Origin of the sequence: Streptomyces sp. NBC_01549, assembly GCF_026339955.1 — a bacterium.
Taxonomy (GTDB): Bacteria; Actinomycetota; Actinomycetes; order Streptomycetales; family Streptomycetaceae; genus Streptomyces.
On record NZ_JAPEPW010000001.1, the window covers coordinates 7,095,565 to 7,118,633 of the forward strand.

The following is a 23,069-nucleotide window of genomic DNA, read 5'->3' on the forward strand; positions in this document are numbered from 1 at the left end:
TTCCCATGCCCTCCCTGTCCCGGCGCACCCTGCTGCGCTCGATGACCTTCGGCGGCGCCGCGCTCGCCGCACCTGGCGCACTGGCCGCCTGCTCGACCGGCTCGGGTGACGGCGACGTCTCCAACGCGGGCAAAAAGCTGGCCCCTTGGCCCGCGTACAAGGCGTTCGCCGGCCCGAAGCCCGACCTCGCGCCCACCGACGCCGGGGTCCAGGCCGGATACACGGCCTACCCCAGCGACCTGGTCACGGCCGTCTCGGGCACACCGGGCGACGGCTCCACCATCAAGGTCATGTCGGTGACCTTCGGCACGCCGCCCAAGCCGGCCTCCGCGAACCGGTTCTGGGCGGCGGTCGAGAAGGCGCTCGGCGTGAAGATCGAGTACACGATCATCTCGCAGACCGACTACCAGAAGAAGATGGCCACGGTGATGGCCGGAGACCCGGGCGAACTGCCCGACATCATCAACGTCTTCTCCGGCTTCGTGCTGCCACGCGAGGCGCAGTTCGTGCAGCGCAGGGCCGAGGACCTCACCCCGTACCTCTCCGGCGAGGCGATCGCGGACCACCCCAACCTCGCCAACATCCCCACCCACGCCTGGCGCGACATGGGCCGCATCGGCGGCCGGATCTACGGTATCCCTCTGGAACGCCCGCTGCCGGGCTCCACCCTCTGGCTCAACCAGGCCTTCTTCACCGACGCGGGGATGAAGGAGGGCTGGACCTCCCAGGACTTCGCCGCCGTCGCCAAGAAGGGCACCAGCGGCAAGAAGTACGCGCTCGGGGCCGCGACCGGCTCGCTGTTCGGCAACGCGGTGCACTCCGCCGCGCACAACGCGCCGCAGGGCTGGGCCGTGGACAAGGACGGCACCTTCCACGCCAACTACGGCGACGAACGCTACAAGGCGGCGGTCGCCTACCAGGCGCAGCTCCGCAAGAACGGCTCCTACCACCCCGACGCCACCTCCCTCTCCCAGCCGGACCTGAGCACGCTCTTCCTCAACGGCACCGTCGGCTCCATGCAGGACGGCTTCGGCGGGTACCTTCCCAAGTACCTCGACTCCAAGGGCCTGTTGACCCCGGCCGCCGCGCTGCCGTACAGCGTGGACGGGACACCCGGAGGGATCGTCGCCGGCCGCCGCTCCTTCGGCTACACGGTCCTGAAGAAGGCGAAGAAGGAGCGCATCGAGCTTCTCCTGCGCGTCCTGAACTACCTCGCCGCGCCCTTCGGCAGCAAGGAGTGGGAACTCGTCCACTACGGCGTCGAGGGCACCCACTTCACCCGCGGCAAGGACGGCTCGCCCGAGGCCACCAAGCTCGGCGACGTCGAGAACAACACCAACCTGCCGCTGAAGTACCTCGCCGAGGGGCCCCAGGTGCTGTTCGTGCCGGGCATGCCAGATGCCGTACGTGCCCTGCACGCCTGGCAGGTGAAGGTGGTCCCGGTGGCGATCCGCAACGCGTCCTTCGGGTTGCAGTCCAGCACGTACACCGCCCAGGGCACCACGCTCAGGGCGCTGATGGACGACACCGTCACCGGCGTCATCGCGGGCCGCCTGTCGCTGTCCGAACTCGACGCCGCCGCGAAGAAGTGGCGCGATCGCGGCGGCGACAGAATGGCCGAGGAATTCGCGAAGGACTACGCCGCCAACACCTGAGGCGGCGGAGCCGGTTGACGGAGAGGCGCGGGGGATGGGGATGGGGAGCGACATGACGTCGAAGGGACGGGTCACGATCCGCGAGGTGGCCGAGCGGGCCGGAGTGTCCATGGCCACGGTCTCACGCGTGCTCAGCGGCAACCACCCGGTGCCCGCGTCCACCAGGGCCCGGGTGCTGCGCGCCGCCCGTGACCTCGACTACGTCGCCAACGCGCACGCCCGCGCCCTGGTCGGCGGCGGCCGCAAGATGGTCGCCGTCGTCCTGCGCCAGGTCACCAGCCCCTTCTACGCCCAGGTCGCCGAGGGCGTGGAGGCGGAGGCCGCCGCCCGCGGCTGGCTCTGCCTGGTCGGCACCACGGGCGGTGACCCCGGGCGCGAGCTGGAGTTCGTCCAGTTGATGCGCGAGGAGGGCGCCCAGCTGGTGATCCTGGTCGGCGGGGTCGTCGAGGACGACGCCTACCGGGAGCGCGTCGCGCACTACGCGCAGGCGCTCGCCTCGTCCGGTGCGCGGCTCGTCCTGTGCGGGCGGCCCGCGCCCGACCCCGACATCCCGGCGCTCGTCGTCGAGTTCGACAACGAGGCCGGGGCACGCGCGATCACCGGCCATCTGCTCTCCGCCGGCCACCGCAGGATCGTCTTCCTCGGTGGCCTGCCCGGCAACACGGCCCTCGACGCCCGCGTCGCCGGATACCGGGCCGCACTCGCCGAACACGGCCTGGGTCCCGAGGCCGCCCACGTCGTCGACTGCGGCCTGGGCCGGGCGGCGGGCCACCGCGCGATGACGGAACTGCTCAAAGGGGCAGAGAACCCGGGGCGCTTCACCGCGGTCTTCGCCGGGGACGACATGGTCGCCGCCGGGGCCCTGCGGGCCATCGCCGACGCCGGTCTGCGCGTACCGGCGGACATCTCCGTCGTCGGCTACAACGACATCCCGCTCGCGGAGGACTTCAACCCCCCGCTCACCACCGTCCGCACCCCCGCCGAGGAACTCGGCCGCGCCGCCGTCCGCATCGCCCTGCGTGACCCCGAACACGCGGCGGGTGCCCACCACTTGCTCGGCACCCACATCGTCGTACGCGACAGCGTCCAGCCTCCCCCGCCCGGGGCCTAGAGACGGAGGATCCACCCCCGTATGACCGTCCCGCATGTGTCGCTCACCGCCCCGACACACCTGCCGCCCCCCGACCCCACCACCTCACCGCTCACCGGTTGGACCCGGGCCCACTGGGAGGCGACCGCCGACCGCCTCCTGGACGGTCTGCTCCCTTACGCCTCACCCGGGTCGGCCCAGTACCGGCTCCCCGGCCGGGCCAGTCACTCCGGCCCCTGGTCCGACGGCCTCGAGGGCTACGCACGTTCCTTCCTGCTCGCCGCCTTCCGTATCGCGGGATCCGGCGGCAGGGCCGGTCCCGCGCTGATCGAGCGGTACGCGGCCGGGCTCGCCGCCGGGACGGACCCGCACGGCCCGGACCGGTGGCCGCCCATCACCGACCGGGGCCAGCCCATGGTCGAGGCCGCGTCCGTCGCGATCGCCCTGCACGAGACGCGCCCATGGATCTGGGACCGCCTCGACGACTCCGTACGCGGTCGCGTCGTCGACTGGCTGAGCGGCTTCATCGGCGCGACGGTCAACGACTCCAACTGGCGGCTCTTCCAGGTCATCACGGAGGAGTTCCTCGCCTCGGTCGGCGCCCCGCACAGCCGGGACGAGATCGACGCGGGGCTGGCGCGGCTGGGGGACTGGTACCGGGGGGAGGGCTGGTACACGGACGGCGACGGCCGCAAGTTCGACTACTACAACGCCTGGGCCCTGCACCTGTACCCGGTGCTGTGGGCGCGCGTCGCCGGATCGCGGGCCGACCCGGAACTGGTGGCCGAACACCGGGCCAGGCTGGCCGCGTTCCTCGGCGTCCACCAGTACTTCTTCGGCTCGGACGGCGCCCCCGTGCACCAGGGCCGCTCCCTCACCTACCGCTTCGCGACCGCCGCCCCCCTGTGGGCGGGAGCCCTCGCCGACGCGACCCCGCTGGCACCGGGTCTGACCCGACGCCTCGCCTCCGGAGCCCTGAAACACTTCGCCGAACGCGGCGTGCCCGACGAGAAGGGGCTGCTGTCCCTCGGCTGGTACCGCCCCTTCCTCCCGGTCACCCAGCGCTACTCGGGACCCGCCTCCCCGTACTGGGCGAGCAAGGCGTTCCTGGGTCTGCTGCTCCCCGCCGACCACCCGGTGTGGACGGCCCCTGAGGAGCCGGGCCCGGTCGACACGGCCGATGCGTGCGTGGCGCTGCCCGTCCCGGGCTGGCTTGTGCAGTCGACGGCCGCCGACGGCGTCGTACGCCTGGTGAACCACGGCAGTGACCGGCTGCCGCCCCCGCCCGCACCGGACGAGGACAGCCCGCACTACACGAGGTTCGCCTACGCCAGCGCGGCCGCGCCCGACACCCAGGGGGCCGGGATCGACAACCACCTCGCGCTGGTCGCGGCGGACGGCACGGAGTCCCGGCGCGGCCGGATCCATCCGCTGGGCGCGGTCGGGCGCCGCGCCGCCTCCTGGCACTCGGCACATCTGGCGGGCGCCGAGCACCGCATCGAGACGACCAGTGTGGTGCACGGTCCGTGGGAGGCCCGGGTGCACCGGGTGGCGGGGCCGCGGGGCGCGGTCGTACGCGAAGGGGGGTGGGCGCTGGCCGACGACGCCGGGCCGTTGGAGGAGGGCACCGGGCCCGGATGGGCGCGGGCGCGACGCCCGGACGGGCTGACGAGCGCGGTGGTCGGGCTGCTCGGCTGGGACGCGTCGGGGGACGGCCTGGTCGCGCGGGCCCGGGGCGCCAACGCCTATGGGGTCCATTCGGCGACTCCCCATCTCGCGCTGCCCGTTCACCCCGGTGGGGTCCATCTCCTCGTCACCTTGGTGGTCCTCGGCCAGGATCCCGAACTCGCCGGTGCGAGCGCCCGGGTCACGAGCGGGGGCGGGGTTCTGATCCGCTTTCCGGACGGGTGGGAGGAGGAACTGACGGGGGGCCTTGCCGGTGCGGCGTTTCCGGTGGCTCCGGCAGGTCCGCCAGCGGCGGAAACCGGCTGAGCAGGCACGCGGCGCGCAGGAGGCGGTGGACGCGGGGCCCGTCGGAGACGACGCGGAGCCGTCCGCCGCGCTCCCGCGCCCTCGTCTCGGCGCGGCACAGTACGCGCAGGGCCGAGCAGTCGAAGAAGGCGACCCGGCGCAGATCGACCAGCACGTCCGGTTCGTCCCGGTCCGTCGCGGCCGACAGATGCTCGGCCAGCGCGGCCGCCGTCGCGATGTCGATCTCTCCCGTCACCTCGACCACGGTGAACGGACCGCGCGGATAGCTGTGGGCGTAGGGGTTGGTCGAAGCAAGCCCGGAATCTGCGAGGGTCATTTGATCTCGCTAGCTACCCCGGCCTGGACGGAAACATCCTCAGGTAGCCGTGGACACGAAATTTCCTCACTCGAACGGGTGAATATTGGGTGCGGTGTATTGACTGGGGGTGCCGAGGTGGCCGGGGTGCCGTAGCCGTGGGGCATGAGTGTTCTCGCCGAGTGGGACCGACGACTGTTCACGCGGGTGGCCGCGGCGCGGGTGCCGGGCGCGGATCCGGCGCTGCGGCGGCTCAGCCGCTCCGCCGATCACGGACGGCTGTGGCTGGCCACGGCGGCCGGCCTCGCGCTCGTCGGGCGCCGGGCGTCCCGCCGGGCGGCTCTGCGGGGCGTGGGTTCGCTCGCGATCGCCTCGCTGACCGTCAACACCGCCGTGAAGTGGAGCACCCGGCGATCCCGTCCGCTGCTGGAGCATGTGCCGTCGATCCGGCACCTCAAGCGTCAGCCGCACACCACCTCCTTCCCCTCCGGCCACTCCGCCTCGGCCGCGGCGTTCGTCACCGGGGTCGCGCTGGAGTCGGCCGGACTCGGAGCCCTGGTCGGGCCCTTCGCGGCCGCCGTCGCCTTCTCGCGGGTGTACGTCGGGGTGCACTACCCCGGGGACGTGCTGGCCGGGGTGGCGATCGGCGTCGGAGCCGCCGCGCTCACCTGCCGCTGGTGGCCGCCGCGCCCCGCGCTCCCGGCGTGCGAGCGGCCCTCGGTGTCCGCGCCCGCGCTGCCCGACGGTGAGGGACTCGTCGCTCTCGTCAACGCCCGGGCCGGGACGGGGTCGCCCGGTACATCGGTGCCGCCCGCCGAACGGCTGCGCGCACTGCTGCCCCGGGCCGAGCTGGTCGAGTGCGGCCCGGACGACGACTTCGCCACGCTGCTGGAGCGGGCGGCGGAGAGGGCCCTGGAGCGGGCGGGGGAAGCGGGCGGTGTCCTCGGTGTGTGCGGGGGCGACGGCAGTGTCAACGCGGCCGCTCGTGCGGCGGCCGGGCGGGGGCTCGCGCTCGCGGTGTTCCCCGGCGGCACCCTCGACCACTTCGCCCAGGACGTCGGCGTGCGGGATTTCGAGGACACCGCCGTAGCGCTCGCGCGGGGCGAAGCGGTGGCCGTGGACTTCGGCGTAGCGTGGTCGGGGGCCGGACAAGCGGTGCGGTTCCTCAACACCTTCAGCATCGGCCTGTACCCCGAACTCGTGCGGGTTCGTGAGCACTTGGAGGAACGCTGGGGCAAGTGGCCGGCGGCGGCCGGCGCTCTCGTGCGAGTGCTGCGCACCGCGACCCCCGTCGAGCTGAGCCTCAACGGACACCGCCGCCGTCTGTGGCTGCTCTTCGCCGGCAACGGCCGCTACGAGCCCCAGGGCTTCGCCCCCACCTGTCGGCCCCGCCTGGACGACGGACTGATCGACCTGCGCCTGATCGACGGCGAACGCCGGCTCGCTCGCACCCGGGTGATCGTCTCCACGCTCGCCGGTACGCTCGGCCGGTCCCGGGTCTATGGCACGGAGGTGGTGCCATGGGTCGAGCTGGCGGGGATCAGGGGTGCGGACACACTCGCATACGACGGTGAAGTCGGCTCCGCGCCACAGGTGTTGCGGCTGGAGAAGGAGCGGCGGGCGCTCGTCGTGTACCGGCCCCGCGCACCGCGCGACGAGCTGGCGCGCAGGGCCCGGCCGGCCGCCGCGACCGCCCGCCGCCGCAGACGCGACAGGGGCCGCCGACTCCCTGCAGACGGCGACCCCTCGGCCGGTGGGTGATCACACGGGGCTTACATGTGGACGACCCGCGCGGCGTCCGGGTCCGCGTCCAGGGTTCCGCGGCGGTAGAGCAGGAAGGTGATCACCGCGCCGGCGGCGAAGAAGCCCGCCGACCACCAGAAGGCGGTGGTGTAGCTCTCGATCGTCGCCTGTGCCTGGACCAGCTTGCTGGTCGCGTCCTTGCCGGCCAGATAGCTCGTCGCGGCGCTCGCGGCCAGCGTGTTCAGCAGCGCCGTACCGATCGAACCGCCCACCTGCTGCATGGTGTTGACCGTCGCGGAGGCCACACCCGCGTCCTCCGCGGCGATCCCGCTGGTGGCCAGCGACATGGCGGGCGGCATCACGATGCCGAGGCCCGCGCCGATCAGCAGCAGCTGCGGCAGTACGGCGGTCGAGAAGTCCGAGGCCACACCTATGCCGGTCAGCCAGGCCATGCCGCCCACCGCGATCGCGAAGCCCGCCGGGATGACGACCTTCGGCCCGATCCGCGGCACCAGGACGGTGGTGGAGACCTGAGCCATGATCATCAGGGCCGCCATCATCGGCAGGAACGCCACACCCGTCTTGGTGGGGCTGAAGCCCAGGTTCAGCTGCAGGTAGTAGGTGAGGAAGAGGAAGACGCCGAACATGCCCGCGCCGGTGATCAGAACGGTGACGAAGGACGCGGCACGGTTGCGGTCGAGCAGCACGCGCATCGGCAGCAGCGGGTGCTCGGCTCGGGTCTGCCACCAGGCGAACGCGCTCAGCAGGACGCCACCAGCGATGAGGAAGCCCCAGGTCTGGGGCGAACTCCAGTCGTGCGTCTCGGCGTTGGAGAAGCCGTAGACGAGGGCGAAGAGACCGGAGGAGACGAGCAGTGTGCCCGGCAGGTCGAGCTTGGAGTTCGCCGCGTCATGGTGATTGCTCAGCAGTACCCAGCCGCCGGCGAAGGCGACGACCGCGAAGACGAGGTTGACGAACAGCGTCCAGCGCCAGTCGAGTGCGTCGGTCAGTACACCGCCGAGCAGGAGGCCCACCGCGCCACCGGCGCCGGCGATCGCGCCGTAGACGCTGAACGCCTTGGCGCGCTCCTTGGCGTCGGTGAACGTCGTGTTCAGCAGTGAGAGCGCGGCGGGCGCGAGCAGCGCGCCGAAGACGCCCTGCAGGGCGCGCGCGGTGACCAGCATCCCGAAACTGGTGGAGGCGCCGCCGAGCACCGAGGCTCCGGCGAATCCCGCGATACCGATGAGGAAGGCGGGCTTGCGCCCGAAGAGGTCGGCGATGCGTCCGCCGAGCAGCAGCAGGGAGGCGAAGGCCAGTGAGTACGCCGTGACGATCCACTGCCGGTTGCCGTCGGAGAAGCCGAGGTCCGCCTGGGCGGAGGGGAGGGCGATGTTCACGATGGTGGCGTCGAGGACCACCATCAGCTGCGCGATGCCGATGATCGCGAGGATCCACCATCGCTTCGACGATGGAGTGGACGAGCCGTCCACGGTGTCCTTGCGGGCACCTTCGGTCAGGGTCTGGGACATGCGAGAACCACTCCAGGGAAGTCGCTCAGGGGTTACGGGATGACGAAGTTGTAAACGAAACCGTTTCGTACACATCGACAGTAGACCACCCTCAGCGAAACGGCAACGTTTCGCTGAGGGGGTGAGGTGGGCGTCACAGCGGCGGCCGGACCGGCCGGCTTCGGCATGTATGCCTTGACAGGAATATAACCAGCGAGGCATATTGAAGCCGTGTCCGACGCCGCCCTCTGGACCGCCCTCGCAGACCCCCACCGTCGCGAGATCGTCGCGCTACTCCTTGAGCGTCCGCGGCCGGTCGGAGAGATCGTGGAGGCGTGCGGTCTGAGTCAGCCGAGCACGTCGAAGCATCTGCGGGTACTCCGGGACGCGGGCCTGGTGCGCGTACGACAGGACGCGCAACGCCGTGTCTACGCCCTCGACCCGGCCCCGATCGCCACACTCGACGCCTGGCTGACCCCGTACCGGAAGCTGTGGAACGAGAGCCTGGATGCCCTCGGCCGCCGCCTGGACGAGACGGCGGGGGAGCCGTCGGACCCCCCGGAAGATCCCACCCCTAAGGACTGAGCCACATGTCCGCCGAACCCACCGCCCTCACCGGCACCTACCTCACCCTCGACGACGGCCGCCCCGCCGTTCGCTTCAGCCGCACCTACGACCACCCCATCGACCGCGTCTGGCGCTTTGCGACCGACCCGGACGAACTGGCCGAGTGGTTCCCCTCCCGGGCGGAGATCGAGCTGCGCCCCGGCGGCGCCATCACGTTCAGCGGCGACCCGAACATGCCCGAGTCCACGGGCCGGGTCCTCGCCGTCGCCCCGCCCCGGCACCTCTCCTTCGACTGGGGCGGCGACGAACTCCGCTTCGATCTCGAGGCCCTGGAGGAGAAGCGCACCCGCTTCACCCTCACCCATGTCCTCGCGGCCGAGAACACCGCCGCCCGCAACGGCGCCGGCTGGGAGGTGTGCCTCGCCGCCCTCGACACCAAGGCCCGGGGCGAGCGCTTCGAGGGCCCCCACGCAGGGGCCACCGCGCCCTGGAAGGAGATCTACGCCCGCTACGTCGAGGCCGGAGTTCCGTCCGGCGCCCCGGTGCCGGGAATGGACTGACGACCGCCCCGATGGGCGGCCTTCAGGCCAGCTGCCGCCGCACCAGCTCGTGCAGCCGGCCGCCCGTGTCCGCGAGCAGGTGCGCGGGCGGGCCCTGCTGGGCGACCCGGCCGTCCTCCATCACGATGACGCGGTCCGCGTCCATCACCGTGGACAGCCGGTGCGCGATCACGATCCGGGTGGCGTTGAGCGCCCGGGTGCTCTCGATGACCGTGCGCTGGGTCTCGTTGTCGAGCGCGCTGGTCGCCTCGTCGAAGAAGAGGATGCGCGGGCGGCGGATCAGCGCCTGGGCGATCATCAGGCGCTGGCGCTGGCCGCCGGAGATCGCCCCGCTGCCGGAGACGATGGTGTGCAGCCCCATCGGCATCCGCTTGATGTCCTCGGCCAGGCCCGCCATCTCCGCCGCCGCCATCGCCTCCTCGGGCGTGTACGGCTCGGTGCCGCAGATGCAGTCCAGGATCGAGCCGGTGAACGGCTGCGCGTGCTGGAGCACCACACCGCACTGACGGCGTACGGCGGACTGGTCGAGCGCCCCCAGATCCTGGCCGTCGTAGAGCACACTGCCCGAGACCGGCTTGTCGAAGCCGATGAGCAGCCGCAACAGCGTGGACTTTCCGCAGCCGCTGGGGCCGACGATCGCCACGAACTCGCCGGGCTTGATGTCGAACGACACGTCGTCCAGGACCAGCGGGCCGTCGTCGGTGTACCGGAAGGACAGCCGCCGGGCCTCGATCGCGCCGGACAGCACCCCGGGGCGGGTGCTCGCGACCCGCACCTCCGGCGTGGCGTCGAGCACCGGCTTGATCTCCTCGAACATCGGCAGCGCGGCCGCCGCCGACACGAACGCGCCGGTCACCTGGGTGACCGAGGTCAGCAGCATCGTCATCGACGTGCTGAAGGTCAGGAAGTCGGCGGCCGACAGCGAGCCGCGGGCCGGACCCGCGAGCAGCATGAACATCAGCAGCGAGCACAGCGGCAGATACACCGCGCCCATCACCGTCGTGAGGTTCTTGATGCGGCCGACCTTCTGCTGGAGCTCACGGCTGCGCGCGAACTCGCCCGCCCAGGCGGCGTACGCGTAGTTCTCGGCCGCCGCCACCCGCAGCTTGGGCAGGCCGCGCAGGGTCTGGAACGCCTGGTTGTTCAGCTTGTTGCTGAGCACGACCAGGCGGCGCTGCCACCGCACCTGCCACAGGCCGAGCCCGAGGAACGCGGCCGCGATGACGACCAGCATGCCGATCGCGGCGAGCGCCAGGGGCACGCTGTACCAAAGGAGCAGCCCCAGGTTCATCGCGCCGACCGTGGCCGCCTGTGCGAGCGTCGGTCCGACGCCCGCGAGGAGGCGGCGGATCGCGCTGATACCCATGGCGGCGCTGGCCAGCTCACCGGTCGAGCGGGACGTGAAGAACTTCGTGGGCAGCCTCAGCAGCCGGTCCCACACGGCCGGTTGGAGGGTCGCCTCGATCCGCCCCTCCATCCGCAGCAGCGTGAGGTTCTGCAGCAGCATGAACGCCGCCGACACGATGCTGGTGACCATGATGGCCAGACAGACCTGCACGATCAGGCCGTGCTGCGCCTTGGGCACGTATTCGCCGAGCACCTTGCCGGTGGCGATCGGCACCAGCGCGCCGATCGCGACGGTGACGAGACCGCTGATCGCGAGGTTGCGCAGATCGCCGCCCGTGCCCTGGAGGCAGAACCGCAGCAGCCGCAGCGGGCTCATCTTCCGCTCGGGCAGCGGACGGTAGAACATCACGGCCCGAGGCTCGAACTCCGGCGCGTTGGCCTTCTCGACCGGGGTCTCCCGCCCCGACGACGGCTGTACGGCCACGTATCCGCCGCGCCGCCACAGCAGCGCGACCGGGGAGCCCGACACGGCACGGTGGCCCACCAGCGGGCCGATGTTGTCGCGCCACCAGCGCCCGTCGAGGCGTACGGCACGGGTGCGGACACGCGAGGCGAGCGCGATCCGCTCCACCGGGTCCAGCCGGTCGCTCTCCGTGCCGCTCTGCGCCGACTCCGCGAGGGTGATCCCGCAGGCGCGGGCGACCAGCTTGCAGGCCGCGTACGTGGCATCCGCGTCGGCCGCCGTCGGGCGCTTCGACGACTTGCCGATCGACGCCAGCAGGGTCCGGTCGGCCTGGGCGCGGACCGCCTCGCCCGCCTTGATGCCCGCCGCCGTACGGTCCTCGTGGCTGGCCTCCAACTGCTCGATCCAGCGGTCGAGCGTGGACAGCAGCCGGTGCTGCTGGCTGACCATGCCCTGCCAGACACCGGAGTCCATCAGCAGGTCGGCCGCCGCTTCCGCGCCGTACAGGGAGCCGTACTGGACGCTCCCGGGCGGCACCTGCATCCAGAAGACGTCGTCGTCGGTGAGCGCGGCGGCGTTCTCCGTGGCCATCGGGGCCTGGAAGAGGATGGAGAGGCTGCGACCGACGCCGAGGGCGAGGGCGTACTCCAGTGGGCTCGACGTCGGCGGTACGTACTGGGCGTTGCCGTACTCGTCGTAGGACCAGGTCTGGGTGTCGACGGGCTGGTACAGCTCGCGCAGCACGATCCGGCGCACCACACAGTCCCGCAACGGCCGCCCCACGAGCGTGTGCTGGGGCCCGACGACCGGGCCGAGCAGCAGGGAGCCGGCTTCGAGGCGGCCGAGGTGGTGCCAGTGGCCCTGCTGGATGGCGTCGACCGCGAACAGGTCCATGGCGCCCGCCGCCACCAGCCACAGGACCTGCGGTCCTTCCAGATCGAGGCGGCCGAGGCCGGAGCAGTCGACCGGCGTACCCATGCCGCCGAGCGCGCCGAGAACGAGGTCTCCTTCGCGTGCGCCCTCGTGAACCGTGGTCATCTCATCGCTCCTTGACCAGCTCGGCGTAGGGACCGCCGGCCGCCACCAGGGCGTCGTGCCGCCCGCGTTCCACGATCGTGCCGTGCTGGAGCACGACGATCTCGTCACTGTCGCGCACGGTGCTGAGCCGGTGCGCGATCACCACACAGGCGCAGCCGCGCTTGCGCAGGTTGTCGATGACGGTCTGCTCGGTTTCGGCGTCCAGCGCGCTGGTCACCTCGTCGAGGACCAGGATGCTGGGCCTGCGCACCAACGCCCGTGCGATCTCCAGGCGTTGACGCTGGCCACCGGAGAAGTTGCGGCCGTCCTGCTCGACCCGGCTGTGGATGCCACCGGGGCGACGCGTGATCACGTCGTACAGCGCCGCGTCCTCCAGCGCCGCGACGACGGCGTCGTCCGGGATCGACGGATCCCACAGCGCCACGTTGTCGCGAACCGTCCCCTCGAAGAGGAACACGTCCTGGTCGACGAAGGAGACGGAGGCGGCGAGCGCGCCGCGCGGGATGTCCTCCAGCCGCTGACCGTCGATGCGGATGGTGCCCTCCCACGGGGCGTACAGGCCCGAGATCAGCCTGGAGACCGTGGACTTCCCGCTGCCCGAGCCGCCGACCAGCGCGACCTGCTGGCCCGGGCCGACCGTCAGCGAGAAACCGGTCAGCAGGGGCTTGTCGAGCGGGCTGTAGCCGAACGTGATGTTCTCCAGCTCGACATGGCCCTGCAGCCGGCGGGTGGACTCGCCACTGCCCGAGCGGGCGTAGAGCGGGTCGGTCTGGAAGTTCTCGACGTCCTTGAGACGGGCCACGTCGGCGGCGAAGTCCTGGATGCGGCCCGCCACACCGTTGAGCCGGGTGAGCGGCGCGGTGAAGCGGGTCACCAGGGCCTGGAAGGCGACCAGCAGACCGACCGAGATATGGCCCTCGACCGCCCGCATACCGCCGATCCAGAGAATCAGCGCGGAGTTGAGCGTGGCCAGGGTCGGTGCGACCACGCCCAGCCAGGCGCTGGGCACCCCGAGGCGCTGCTGCTCCTCCAGGGTGGTCGCGTGCTGGCCCGCCCACTTGCGGAAGTAGCCGTCCTCCCCGCCGGTCGCCTTCATCGTCTCGATCAACTGGAGGCCGGTGTAGGCGGTGTTGGTGAGGCGCGCGTTGTCGGCGCGCAGCTTCGCCGTACGGGTCGCGCGCAGCCGGATCACCACGCGCATCGCGACCACGTTGAGCAGCGCCACACCGATGCCCACGGCCGTGAGCTGCGGGTCGTACGTGTAGAGGAGTACCGCGTACAGGACGACCACGACCGCGTCCACACCCGCCGCCGCGAGGTCGCGAGCCAGGGTCTCGGCCACCGCGTCGTTCGACTGGAGCCGCTGCACCAGGTCGGCCGGGCTGCGCTGGGAGAAGAAGGTGACGGGCAGCCGCAGCAGATGGCGCAGGAAGCGGGCGCTGGAGAGGGTGGAGGAGATGATCCGGCCGTGCAGCAGGTTCGCCTGCTGAAGCCAGGTCAGCACGACGGTCAGCGCCACACAGGCGCCCATCGACGCGAACAGCACGCCCAGCAGCGAGGTCCGGCCGCCGATCAGGTACGTGTCGATGTACGTCCGGCTCAGCGCGGGCACCGCCGCGCCGACCGCGACCAGCAGTAGGCTCGCCAGCACGGCGGCGGGCATCGTGCCCGAGGTGCCGCGCAGCCGGGCCGGCATGGCGCCCAGGACGCCCGGTTTGCGGCCGCCCTTGCGGAAGTCGGGCCCGGGCTCCATGACCAGCACCACGCCCGTGAAGCTGGTGTCGAAGTCCTCCATCGGCACGAAACGGCGGCCCTTGCCGGGGTCGTTGATGTGCACGCCGCGCCGTCCGAAGCGGCGGCCCATGCCGTCGTAGACGACGTAGTGGTTGAACTCCCAGAACAGGATCGCGGGCGCCTGCACCTCGGCGAGCGCGGCCGTGTCCATCTGCATGCCCTTGGCCGTGAGGCCGTAACTGCGCGCCGCCTTCAGGAGGTTGCTGGCCCGGGAGCCGTCCCGGGAGACACCGCACGCGATGCGCAGCTCTTCGAGGGGGATGTGCCGGCCGTAGTGGCCGAGCACCATGGCGAGGGAGGCGGCGCCGCACTCCACGGCCTCCATCTGGAGGACGGTGGGGGTGCGGACCGTCTTTCCCGTCGCCTTGGGGACGGTGCGCTTGGGCGGCGCGGCGCGGCGTCTGCTCCGGGTGTCTGGTGCGGTGGTCACGGCAGGAGCCAATCGACGGGGCGCTGATCGGCCAGGCGGATCGAACCCGTGGCCAGAGTCATGGAGGTGAGCGCGAACGGCGGCCCGTCCGCCGAGGACCACTTCAGACCGCTCTTCGTCGCGGCGGAGCGGTCCAGACGGACCAGGACGGCCACCGGCCGGCCCTTCTTGGTGAACTGCTCGCCCAGTTGGCTGTCACCGAGGAAGGAGGAGATCTGCTGGGAGGTCTCTACGCTCCTGCCGACCGCCTTCACATGCCCGCGCAGCACTCCGTACTGCTGGGTCGGCACCGACTGGACGGTGAGGTCGACCGCGGCGTTCGCGGGGATGGTGGCGGCGCTCTCGGCGGGCACGTACACCGTCGCGTAGAGCGGGTCATCGGCGTGGGCGACCTTCTCCACGGCGGCGACGTTCGCACCGGTCGAGATGATCGCGCCGATGGTGGCGGCGAGCGCGGTGACGCGGCCCGCGGCGACCGTGCGGACGACGGTCGTGCCGCCCTGCGCTGTACGGACCTTGAGCACAGGCGCGTTCGCGGGCAGTCGCTCACCCTCCTGGGCGACGACCTCGGTGACCTGCCCGGCGACGGGGCTCTGCAGGACGTAACTGCCCTCGCCGTGAGTGAGGACGGCGGGCGCGCTCACGGTGGACGCCACCGTGCCCGTGACAGCCCAGACGGACGCCGCCGCCATGACGGCCACCGTCACCGACAGGGCGAGCCAGCCCTGGGGGCGTGCGAAACGGACCGGAAGGTCGAGCTCTTCGGGCGACTGCAGCTTGGCGAGGGCCTGTTGGCGGAACTGCACGGGACTTCCCTCACCTGTTCGAGAGGTTTACGGCATCCGAGAGGTCCCGGAACCGGGGGGTGGTTCCGGGACTCAACGGCACTGAAACGCGATCAGAGACCGGCGACCAGGCCCGTGACCGGGGCGGTGTTCAGACCGGTGACACCCTCGACGGTGCCGACGGCCGTGTTCACCAGGCCGGAGACCGGGGCAACGCCGTCGACCAGGCCGGAGACGGTGCCAACGGCGTTCAGCGACAGGCCGCCGGAGACGTTGTCGAGGTCGGCGTCCGAGATCTCGGCGGTCTCAACACGGGGGGTGGAGTTCATGATGGAACTTCCCTTCGTATGGATATTCATAAGGGGGAGAGCGGCCCCCCTCTGGGGACAGATGACGGCCGCCACCGCGGGGCGCGGCACCCGATTCCGGGAGCCGTGCGGCGCCCGTTGCCGGGAGCCTTGCTGCGACCTCCGCGGTGCAACGGATCAAAGCACGCTCGCGGCACACGCATCCAATCAACCAGGGCTCTCACCTGCGAACTTGAGCACGGCGGGGGCTCAACCGTGCAGGTGTGCGCACGCCTCGGGAGCCAGTTCTTCACATGCTGCACGGCATTGTTCCGTCCCCGCGCTTGCCGCCCCGCGGCCGAAAGGGACACTCCCACCGCAATGGCGCGGAGGGGGGCGCGCGACTGTGTAGATCCGCTGTCCACCGTGACGCGCCTGCGTATTCGATGTGCAGATTCCCTGAAGCCGCGATTCCGTTCCAGTCGAGGGACGGACCGTCACCGTTCGGTGGCGGAACGTGTCGTCCGGGTCCGTTGTCGCCCCGGACTCAGCCCAGGAGCGCGTACACGGTGCTCGCGCGCGCCGCGATCTCCCCGGAGCCGTCGGCGGTCATCGTGATGTCGGCGAAGGCCATCCGGCGGCCCAACTTGGTGAGGACCGCCTCGATGAACACGTCCGCCTCCGTCACCGCGCGCTGGAAGCTGGTGGACTGCTGAACCGTCGTCATGGGGACGAAGGCGCCGCGCGCGGCCGACACCGCGATCACGGTCGCCGTGTCGGCCGCCGCCATCAGCGCCTGCCCCGACAGGGAGCCACCCTCCCGCGAGAGCCGCGCGGACCAGGGCAGCCGCAGCACCGCACGGCCCTCACCCAACTCCGCCACCGACAGGCCCAGATCGAGCACCCAGGGAGCGAAGTGCGAGGAGAGGATCTTGTCGGCTTCGGCGAGGTTCAGAGTCATACGGGGCATTGTTCCCCGCTCACTCGGCGTAAAGGCCCGATTGCCTCGTAATCCATGTCTTTGGCCGAACCAACTCTTCTCTTTTTTAAACGCAGTTGAACAACCCTCGGGGCTCACGCGTATCAACAGGCATCCAGGCGCCCCCCAGTCAGCCGCCGGACGGTGGCCTCGACCCCGTCCCCAGGAGGTCAAAGAGTTGAGTCACAAAAGGATTCCCAAGCGCAAGGCCGCGATCGCTGTTGGAGGCGTTGCGGCGCTCGGAGCGGCGGCTCTGCTGCTGCCCAACGCCAACGCCTCGCAGACCGACGCGAAGGACGCCGCTCCCAAGGTGCTGAAGTCCGCGGACGCCTCGGACCTGGCTTCGCTCATCGCCTCCCAGATCGGTGAGGCCTTCGGAGGCGCGTACTACGACGCCTCGAAGCAGCAGGTCATCATCAATATCGTCGGCAACAACAGTAATGTGGTCAACGAGATCAAGAAGGCTGGCGCCGTTCCCCGCAGCGTCGACAACAGCATGTCCAAGCTGACGACCGCGGCCAAGACGCTCAAGACCGACGCGACCATCCCCGGCACCGCCTGGTCCATCGACCCCAAGACGAACCAGGTCCAGGTCACCGCCGACAGCACCGTCACGGGTGCGAAGTGGGCCAAGCTGACGTCGACCGTCGACTCTCTCGGTTCAGGTGTCGCCACGGTCAAGAAGTCCGCCGGTACGTTCAAGACGTTCGTGTCGGGCGGTGACGCCATCTTCGCCCAGACGGATGCCGGCGGCGTCCGCTGCTCCCTCGGCTTCAATGTCACAGCGAGTGATGGTGCCCCCGCCTTCCTGACCGCCGGGCACTGCGGTGTCGCGGCCAAGCAGTGGTCGGACTCGCAGGACGGCCAGCCGATCGCGACCGTCGACCAGGCCACCTTCCCCGGTGCCGGCGACTTCTCCCTCGTGAAGTACGACGACCCCAACACGCAGACGGCGAGCGAGGTGAACGTCGGCAACGGGAAGACCGTCCAGATCACGCAGGCGGCGGACGCCACGGTCGGTCAGCAGGTCCTCCGGATGGGAAGCACCACCGGTCTGCACGACGGCTCGGTCACCGGTCTCGACGCCACGGTCAACTTCCAGAGCGAGACCGACCCCAACGGCGTGGACACCGTCACCGGTCTCATACAGACCGATGTGTGCGCCGAGGCGGGTGACAGCGGCGGCTCCCTGTTCACGCAGGACGGCAGCGCGATCGGCCTGACCTCCGGCGGCAGCGGTGACTGCACCGTCGGCGGCGAGACCTTCTTCCAGCCCGTGACCGCCGCGCTCCAGGCGACCGGCGCGACGCTCGGCGCCGGCGATGCGGGTGCCGGTGACGCGAGCGCCGCGGCGACCGACCCGGCCGCGACCGACCCCGCGGCCACCGACCCCGCGGCCACCGACCCGGCGGCGACCGACCCCGCGGCCACGGACCCGGCGGCGACCGACGACCCGGCCGCGGGCGACCAGTCCGGGACCGGCGACGAGCAGCCCAGCACCGGTATGGACGCCGGCTCCGGCCTGGTGACCAGCACCCCGTGACACCGGTGACCACGAGCCACTGACCCGGCCGTGCCGACACGGCCCGGTCGGCAGTGGAAGGGTCCGGCCCTCCGGCGGGAGGGCCGGACCCCACCGCGTTCCGGCACTGCTCGCGAGAGCGCCGGACCCCGCGGGGTCCCGATTACCGCTCAGTGATACCTCTCAGTCGTGCGGAAGCGCCCGCAGCAGAAGCAGCGCCACGTCGTCGAGCCGCTCCTGCGTCACCGCCCCGCCCTGTTCGACGAGAGCGTCGGCCAGCGCGTTCAGCGACAGGCCACCGGCCTCGGTGAGTTTCCGCCCGAAGTCGGCCAGGGCGTCCTCGATGTCCACACCGGGGGACTCGATCAGACCGTCGGTGTAGAGGGCGAGGACCGAACCGGGGGCGAACGGGACCTCGGTCGTCGGATAGGTGGCGGCCGCGTCGATCCCCAGCAGTGGCCCACCGGCCAGGTCGAGCACCCGGACCCGCCCGTCCGGCCGCAGCAGCAGCGGAGGCGGATGACCCGCGCGCGACATGACGGCCACCTCGCGCGCCGGGTCGAGACGCAGATAGAGACAGCTCGCGAACAGCTCGGCCCCCAGGTCGATCAGCAGCCGGTTGGTGCTGCGCATGACCTCCTCCGGCGGCTGACCGACGGTTGTGTACGCCCGTACGGCTGTGCGGATCTGCCCCATCAGGCCCGCCGCCGTCACGTTGTGACCCTGCACATCACCGATGACCGCCGCGGCCAGACCGTGCGAGGGCATCAGGTCGTAGAAGTCCCCGCCGATCTCCATCCCCTGGGTGGCCGGGAGATAGCGCGCGGCCGCCTCGATCGAGGGCAGCGACGGCAACGAGTGCGGCAACAGCGCGGCCTGCAGACCGTGCGCCAGCTGGAGCTTGGCGTCGTAGAGCAGGGCCCGCCCCAGGGCCTGCGCGATCAGACCGCTCAGGCTCGTCAGCACCGCCCGCTCCTCCGCCGGGAAGGTGTGCGGCCTCGCGTAGGCGAGGACGCAGGTGCCCACCGGACGCCCGGAGGCGATCAGCGGCAGATACGCCCACGCCGCCATACCGTCGGGTGTCGCGCTCAGGGACGGGTAGAGCCGCTCCAGCTGCTGACGGGAGTCGAAGAAGGCCGGCAGCCCGGTCTTCAGCGCCTGGGCACCCGGGGTCTGCGCGTTCAGCGGCACCCCGTGCCAGCGCTCCACGATGTGCGGGTCCGCGTACCCCCGGTGGCCGAGCACACGCAGTCGGCCGGATCGCGAGCCGAGGAGGACCAGTGCCTTGCTTCCCACGGCGGGCGCGATCTCGTCCGCCACCAGCTGCACCACGTCCTCCACGCCCACGGCCTGCGTGAGCGCCCCGGCCAGGCCCAGCACCTGGGAGATGGTCACCAGGCGCGGGGTGTCGTCATCCTCGTGCCGAGGCCCGGCGCGCGCCATCTCGGCCACCGCGCGGGCCCGGGAGATGCGCACGCTCAGTCCCGTCGTACTCGGATAGAGCCGGAACGACAGCCAGTCGCCGGGCGGCCGCAGCGCCACGAACGACGTCACGTGCTGGCTGATCAGCGCGGCCCGGTAGCGGTCCTCGTAGACGGGGTCGTTGAGCCAGGGCACCGATGCCCACAGGTGGGTGCCCAGCAGCCCGCTGACCGGGACGCCGAGCATGTCCGCCGTCGCGGCGTTGGCGAAGCTGATCCGGCCGTTCAGATCCAGCGCACACATCCCGTACGGCAGTCGCGCCACCATCCGCACCGCCTCCACCGTGGCGAGTGTGCCGAGCGTGCCGGTGGCCGGTGCCGTGGACGGCGCCAGCAGATCGGGCTCGGGGAGGAGCGGACGCTGCTTGGCCGCCGCCCGCTCCAGACGCAGTGCGAGCCGGGCGCAGGACGCGGTGAGATGGTCGCGTTCCCGGTCGGAGAGCTCCAGGGGATGCGAGCCCGGCCAGGTCACGAAGACAGCGCCGTACACGGTGCCCGCGGTCGCCACCGGGAGGGCGGCGAGTGCGAAGGGGTACGGCAGGACCATGGCGATCCGCGGGAAGCGGCGGGCCATCTCCTCCTCGCCGCCGACCCAGATCAGCCGCCGCTCACGCACCGCCACGGCGACCGGGATCGGCGCGTTGAGGCCCACCCGCTCCCACGGCGCCGCGAACGCCCTGGGCATGCCCGCCATGACCGCCATCTCCAGCACGGGTTCGCCACGCGTCAGCAGGTACACCGCCCCGGAGTGGGCGTGGACCTCGTCCATCATCGACGCAAGTGTCAGCGACAGCAGTGGTCTTCCGACCGGCGTCGGCCGACCCGCCGGCGCCTGCTCGGACCCCTGCCAGCCGGACACGCCGACCACCTCCTCGCAGGGCCGTGCGACGGGCCTCAGGGATCAAGGCTCCCTCGTGACGGCCCTTCCCGCACGGCGAGCGCCACACGCGGCACAGGGTGCCGCTGCCGGGCTCCGCCGCAGGCCCGACGCTCCCGGAACGGTCACAGGGGCTGCGCGACGGTCCCGGAAGCGCTGTAATTGCGGACGTGGTCAGTGAGGGCGCTGCGGAACGCGGAAAGAGAACGCTGCGTGCCGAACTTGCCCTCAAGACGTCCACCCCCGGCCTGGACCCGCGCGAGCGACTGCGCCGCGTTCTCGAACAGGCACTCGTCTTCGCGGGCGCGAGCGTCGTCGCGGTGTACTCGCCCACCGACAGCGGCGACGTGTTGTACCTGTCCGAGTCGGCGGGCGTGCCCAGGACGCTCTACGGCCTGCGCGACAGCTATGTCCTCACCGGCGGCTCCCCGGCGATGGACGCCTACCGCGCGGGCCGGCCGCTGTGGCTCGGTCCGGCGGAGATCGCCGGCTGCGCCGACGCCCGCGGGCTGCCGTCCCAGGACTTCTGGCTGGCGGTCCTGCCGCTGCCGGACGGCGGCTGCCTCGTCGCGGCCGGCGAGCGCCCGGGCGGCTTCGACGAGGAGGACCGGGAGTGCCTGGGTCTGGTCGCCGAGGCCGCCGTCTGCCCCTCGCCCGGTCCGCCGGGTACCCTCACCGCCCGGCCCACCAGCTCGTTCGACCTCGCCATGGACACCGGACACCTGGAGGTCGACAACGAGTTGCTGGAGCTGTTCGGCCTCGACCCGGCCGAGTTCGACGGCAAGGTCGAGAGGCTGCTGTCGATGACCGTCCCCGAGGACCTGCCGACGCTGATGTCCGTGGTGGAGGCGGACCACATGTCCATCGGCGACCGCGAGCTGGAGTTCCGTATCCTCCGGCCCTCCGGGGAGCCGAAGTGGCTCCGGCTGCGCGGCCGCCTCCTGCCCGGCGGAGAGGGGCGCTCGGCGCACCTCGTGGGCACCGTCGCCGACGCGTCCAAGCTGCGTTCCGGTGCCAGCGACGTGGCCCGCGTCCAGCAGCTCGCCGCGGCCCTCGCCACCGCGGGCACCGTCCGGGACGTCGGCCGGGCCGTGGTGGCCGCGCTGCGGCGCCCGCTGCGGGCCGACCGGATCGCCCTCGCCGAGCTGGAGGGCGACCGTCTCGTCGTCACCCTCCTCGACCCGCCCGAACCGGACGCCTGGCCGGAGCTGTGGCGCTCCGAGTGGCGCTCGGAGTGGCCCGACGCGCCCGTACGCGCCATGCCCACACTGGAGGCGGCCCTCAACGAGGGGCGCGCCGTCGTCTGGCCCGCCGGAGCCCCCCTGGAACCGGCGCTCGCCGACGTCGGCCCCGGCGGTCTCGCCATCCTGCCGCTGCCCGCCGGCGGCCGGATGGCGGGTGCCTGTCTGATCGGCTGGGACGACCCGCACGAGTTCGGCCCCGACGAGCGGGCGCTGCTCACCGCGTCCGCGGGCCTCGCGGGCCAGGCCCTGACGCGCGCCCGCGCCTTCGACGCCGAACACGAGCTGGTCGGCATGCTCCAGCGTTCCCTGCTGCCGCGCCGCCTGCCCCGGCTCCCGGGCGCGGTCGCCGTCGCCCGCTATCTGCCCACCACGGCGGGTCTGGAGGTCGGGGGCGACTGGTACGACGTGATTCCGCTGCCCGACAACCACGTCGCCCTCGTCATCGGCGACGTCCAGGGCCACAACGCCCAGGCGGCCACCCTGATGGGCCAGATGCGTACGGCCCTGCGCGCGTACGCCGTCGAGGGCCACCCGCCGGACGTGGTCGTGCAGCACGCCAACCGGCTCCTCATGGACCTGGAGACCGACCTCTTCGTCACCTGCTGCTACGTCGACGTGGACCTGGAGGAGGGCACCGCCTGGTGCGTACGCGCCGGACACCACCCGCCCGTGCTGCGCCACCCGGACGGTACAACGGAGGTCGCCGAGTCCGAGGGCGGACCGCCGCTGGGCGTCGTCACCCAGGCCGACTTCCCGATGAGCCCGCTGCGACTCCAGCTCGGCACGATCCTCGCCCTGACCACGGACGGTCTCGTCGAGTCCGCCGAGGTCGACATCGAGGACGGACTGGACAGACTGGCCGGTGAGCTGGCCGCGTCCGACCCCGCCCACCTCGGAGTGGTGGCCGACGGACTACTCACGGGCGCCAACCGCAGCGACGACGTCGCCCTCCTCCTGATGCGCTACGACGGTATGGCGACGCGCCCGCTGCGGGAGAGCTGGACGGTGTGGCGCGTCCCGGAGGCGGTCCGGCACGCGCGCCGCTTCACCCGCCGTACGCTGCGCTCCTGGGGTGTGCCCGACGACAAGATGGACGGCGTACTCCTCGCCGTCTCCGAACTCGTCACCAACGCCCTCGTGCACACCGACGGACAGGTCAGACTCGACATCACCCTCATCAACCACCGCCTGCGGATCTCCGTCGCCGACACCTCACCCCGTACACCCATCAAGCCCACCAGCATCGGCTGGGAGGCCACCGGCGGCCGCGGCATCCTCCTGGTCGAGGCGATGTCGGCGGTCTGGGGCACCGTGCCGGTCAGCGGCGGCAAGCAGGTGTGGAGCGAAATCTCGCTGGACTGAGGGGGATAGGGTCGGGCGCCTGGTGCTCCTGGGGGTGGGGGCCGGTCCAC

At 71.7% G+C, this 23,069-nt stretch carries 15 protein-coding genes and 1 pseudogene; 8 read left to right on the forward strand and 8 right to left on the reverse strand.

Going from position 1 to position 23,069, the window contains the following annotated elements; all coding sequences use genetic code 11:
• The first annotated feature begins 5 nt into the window (after positions 1 to 5).
• Genes OG819_RS31730 through OG819_RS31740 form a run of 3 tightly spaced genes read left to right on the forward strand, consistent with a single transcriptional unit; the run spans position 6 to position 4,737 of the window.
• A complete protein-coding gene (locus tag OG819_RS31730) occupies positions 6 to 1,655 on the forward strand; it encodes an extracellular solute-binding protein (protein WP_266651980.1) in 1,650 nt (549 codons plus the stop codon).
• Positions 1,656 to 1,707: 52 nt separating this feature from the next.
• Positions 1,708 to 2,766 carry a LacI family DNA-binding transcriptional regulator gene (locus OG819_RS31735; protein WP_266651982.1) on the forward strand — a complete coding sequence of 353 codons (1,059 nt, stop codon included), beginning with the start codon at positions 1,708 to 1,710 and terminating at the stop codon, positions 2,764 to 2,766.
• Between the two features lie 21 nt (positions 2,767 to 2,787).
• Positions 2,788 to 4,737, forward strand: coding sequence for a DUF2264 domain-containing protein (locus OG819_RS31740; protein ID WP_266651984.1), 1,950 nt, complete (start codon positions 2,788 to 2,790; stop codon positions 4,735 to 4,737).
• A 43-nt stretch (positions 4,738 to 4,780) separates the two neighbouring features.
• Here OG819_RS31740 and OG819_RS31745 read toward each other — a convergent pair.
• A pseudogene (locus OG819_RS31745) lies at positions 4,781 to 5,053 on the reverse strand (STAS domain-containing protein); the annotation flags it as partial.
• A 144-nt stretch (positions 5,054 to 5,197) separates the two neighbouring features.
• Between OG819_RS31745 and OG819_RS31750 the strand changes: the two are divergent.
• Entirely contained in the window at positions 5,198 to 6,793 is a 1,596-nt protein-coding gene (locus OG819_RS31750; protein ID WP_266651986.1) for a bifunctional phosphatase PAP2/diacylglycerol kinase family protein, read from the forward strand.
• Positions 6,794 to 6,804: 11 nt separating this feature from the next.
• On the opposite strand, the gene OG819_RS31755 is transcribed toward OG819_RS31750, so the two are convergent.
• Positions 6,805 to 8,304, reverse strand: a complete 1,500-nt coding sequence (locus OG819_RS31755; protein ID WP_266651988.1) for an MFS transporter — start codon at positions 8,302 to 8,304, stop codon at positions 6,805 to 6,807.
• Between the two features lie 210 nt (positions 8,305 to 8,514).
• Between OG819_RS31755 and OG819_RS31760 the strand changes: the two genes are divergently transcribed.
• The gene (locus OG819_RS31760; protein ID WP_266418101.1) at positions 8,515 to 8,868 is read left to right on the forward strand and encodes a helix-turn-helix transcriptional regulator; all 354 of its coding nucleotides are present in this window, start codon (positions 8,515 to 8,517) and stop codon (positions 8,866 to 8,868) included.
• A gap of 5 nt (positions 8,869 to 8,873) precedes the next feature.
• Entirely contained in the window at positions 8,874 to 9,410 is a 537-nt protein-coding gene (locus OG819_RS31765; protein WP_266651990.1) for an SRPBCC family protein, read from the forward strand.
• Positions 9,411 to 9,432: 22 nt separating this feature from the next.
• Here the strand turns inward: OG819_RS31765 and OG819_RS31770 are convergent, their stop codons facing one another.
• From OG819_RS31770 to OG819_RS31790, 5 genes are all read right to left on the reverse strand, one after another.
• On the reverse strand, positions 9,433 to 12,258 hold the full coding sequence (locus OG819_RS31770) for an NHLP bacteriocin export ABC transporter permease/ATPase subunit (protein ID WP_266621958.1): 2,826 nt from the start codon (positions 12,256 to 12,258) through the stop codon (positions 9,433 to 9,435).
• Position 12,259: 1 nt separating this feature from the next.
• Positions 12,260 to 14,482 (reverse strand): NHLP family bacteriocin export ABC transporter peptidase/permease/ATPase subunit, encoded by a 2,223-nt coding sequence (locus OG819_RS31775; RefSeq protein WP_266651992.1) that lies wholly within the window; start codon positions 14,480 to 14,482, stop codon positions 12,260 to 12,262.
• The gene (locus OG819_RS31780; RefSeq protein WP_266651994.1) at positions 14,479 to 15,288 is read right to left on the reverse strand and encodes an HlyD family efflux transporter periplasmic adaptor subunit; all 810 of its coding nucleotides are present in this window, start codon (positions 15,286 to 15,288) and stop codon (positions 14,479 to 14,481) included. The genes OG819_RS31775 and OG819_RS31780 overlap by 4 nt, the downstream gene beginning before the upstream one ends.
• 92 nt (positions 15,289 to 15,380) lie before the next feature.
• The gene (locus tag OG819_RS31785) at positions 15,381 to 15,596 is read right to left on the reverse strand and encodes a type A2 lantipeptide (RefSeq protein WP_266621952.1); all 216 of its coding nucleotides are present in this window, start codon (positions 15,594 to 15,596) and stop codon (positions 15,381 to 15,383) included.
• A 505-nt stretch (positions 15,597 to 16,101) separates the two neighbouring features.
• Entirely contained in the window at positions 16,102 to 16,515 is a 414-nt protein-coding gene (locus OG819_RS31790; protein ID WP_266651996.1) for a PaaI family thioesterase, read from the reverse strand.
• Positions 16,516 to 16,711: 196 nt separating this feature from the next.
• On the opposite strand from OG819_RS31790, the gene OG819_RS31795 reads away from it, so the two are divergent.
• Positions 16,712 to 18,076, forward strand: coding sequence for a S1 family peptidase (locus tag OG819_RS31795; RefSeq protein ID WP_266651998.1), 1,365 nt, complete (start codon positions 16,712 to 16,714; stop codon positions 18,074 to 18,076).
• Positions 18,077 to 18,238: 162 nt separating this feature from the next.
• Here OG819_RS31795 and OG819_RS31800 read toward each other — a convergent pair whose 3' ends face one another.
• Positions 18,239 to 20,404 carry a SpoIIE family protein phosphatase gene (locus OG819_RS31800; protein ID WP_266652000.1) on the reverse strand — a complete coding sequence of 722 codons (2,166 nt, stop codon included), beginning with the start codon at positions 20,402 to 20,404 and terminating at the stop codon, positions 18,239 to 18,241.
• A 179-nt stretch (positions 20,405 to 20,583) separates the two neighbouring features.
• Here OG819_RS31800 and OG819_RS31805 point away from each other — a divergent pair, with 179 nt between their 5' ends.
• Positions 20,584 to 23,019: a SpoIIE family protein phosphatase gene (locus tag OG819_RS31805; RefSeq protein WP_266621944.1), complete on the forward strand. Its 2,436-nt coding sequence runs from the start codon at positions 20,584 to 20,586 to the stop codon at positions 23,017 to 23,019.
• Positions 23,020 to 23,069 lie beyond the last annotated feature (50 nt).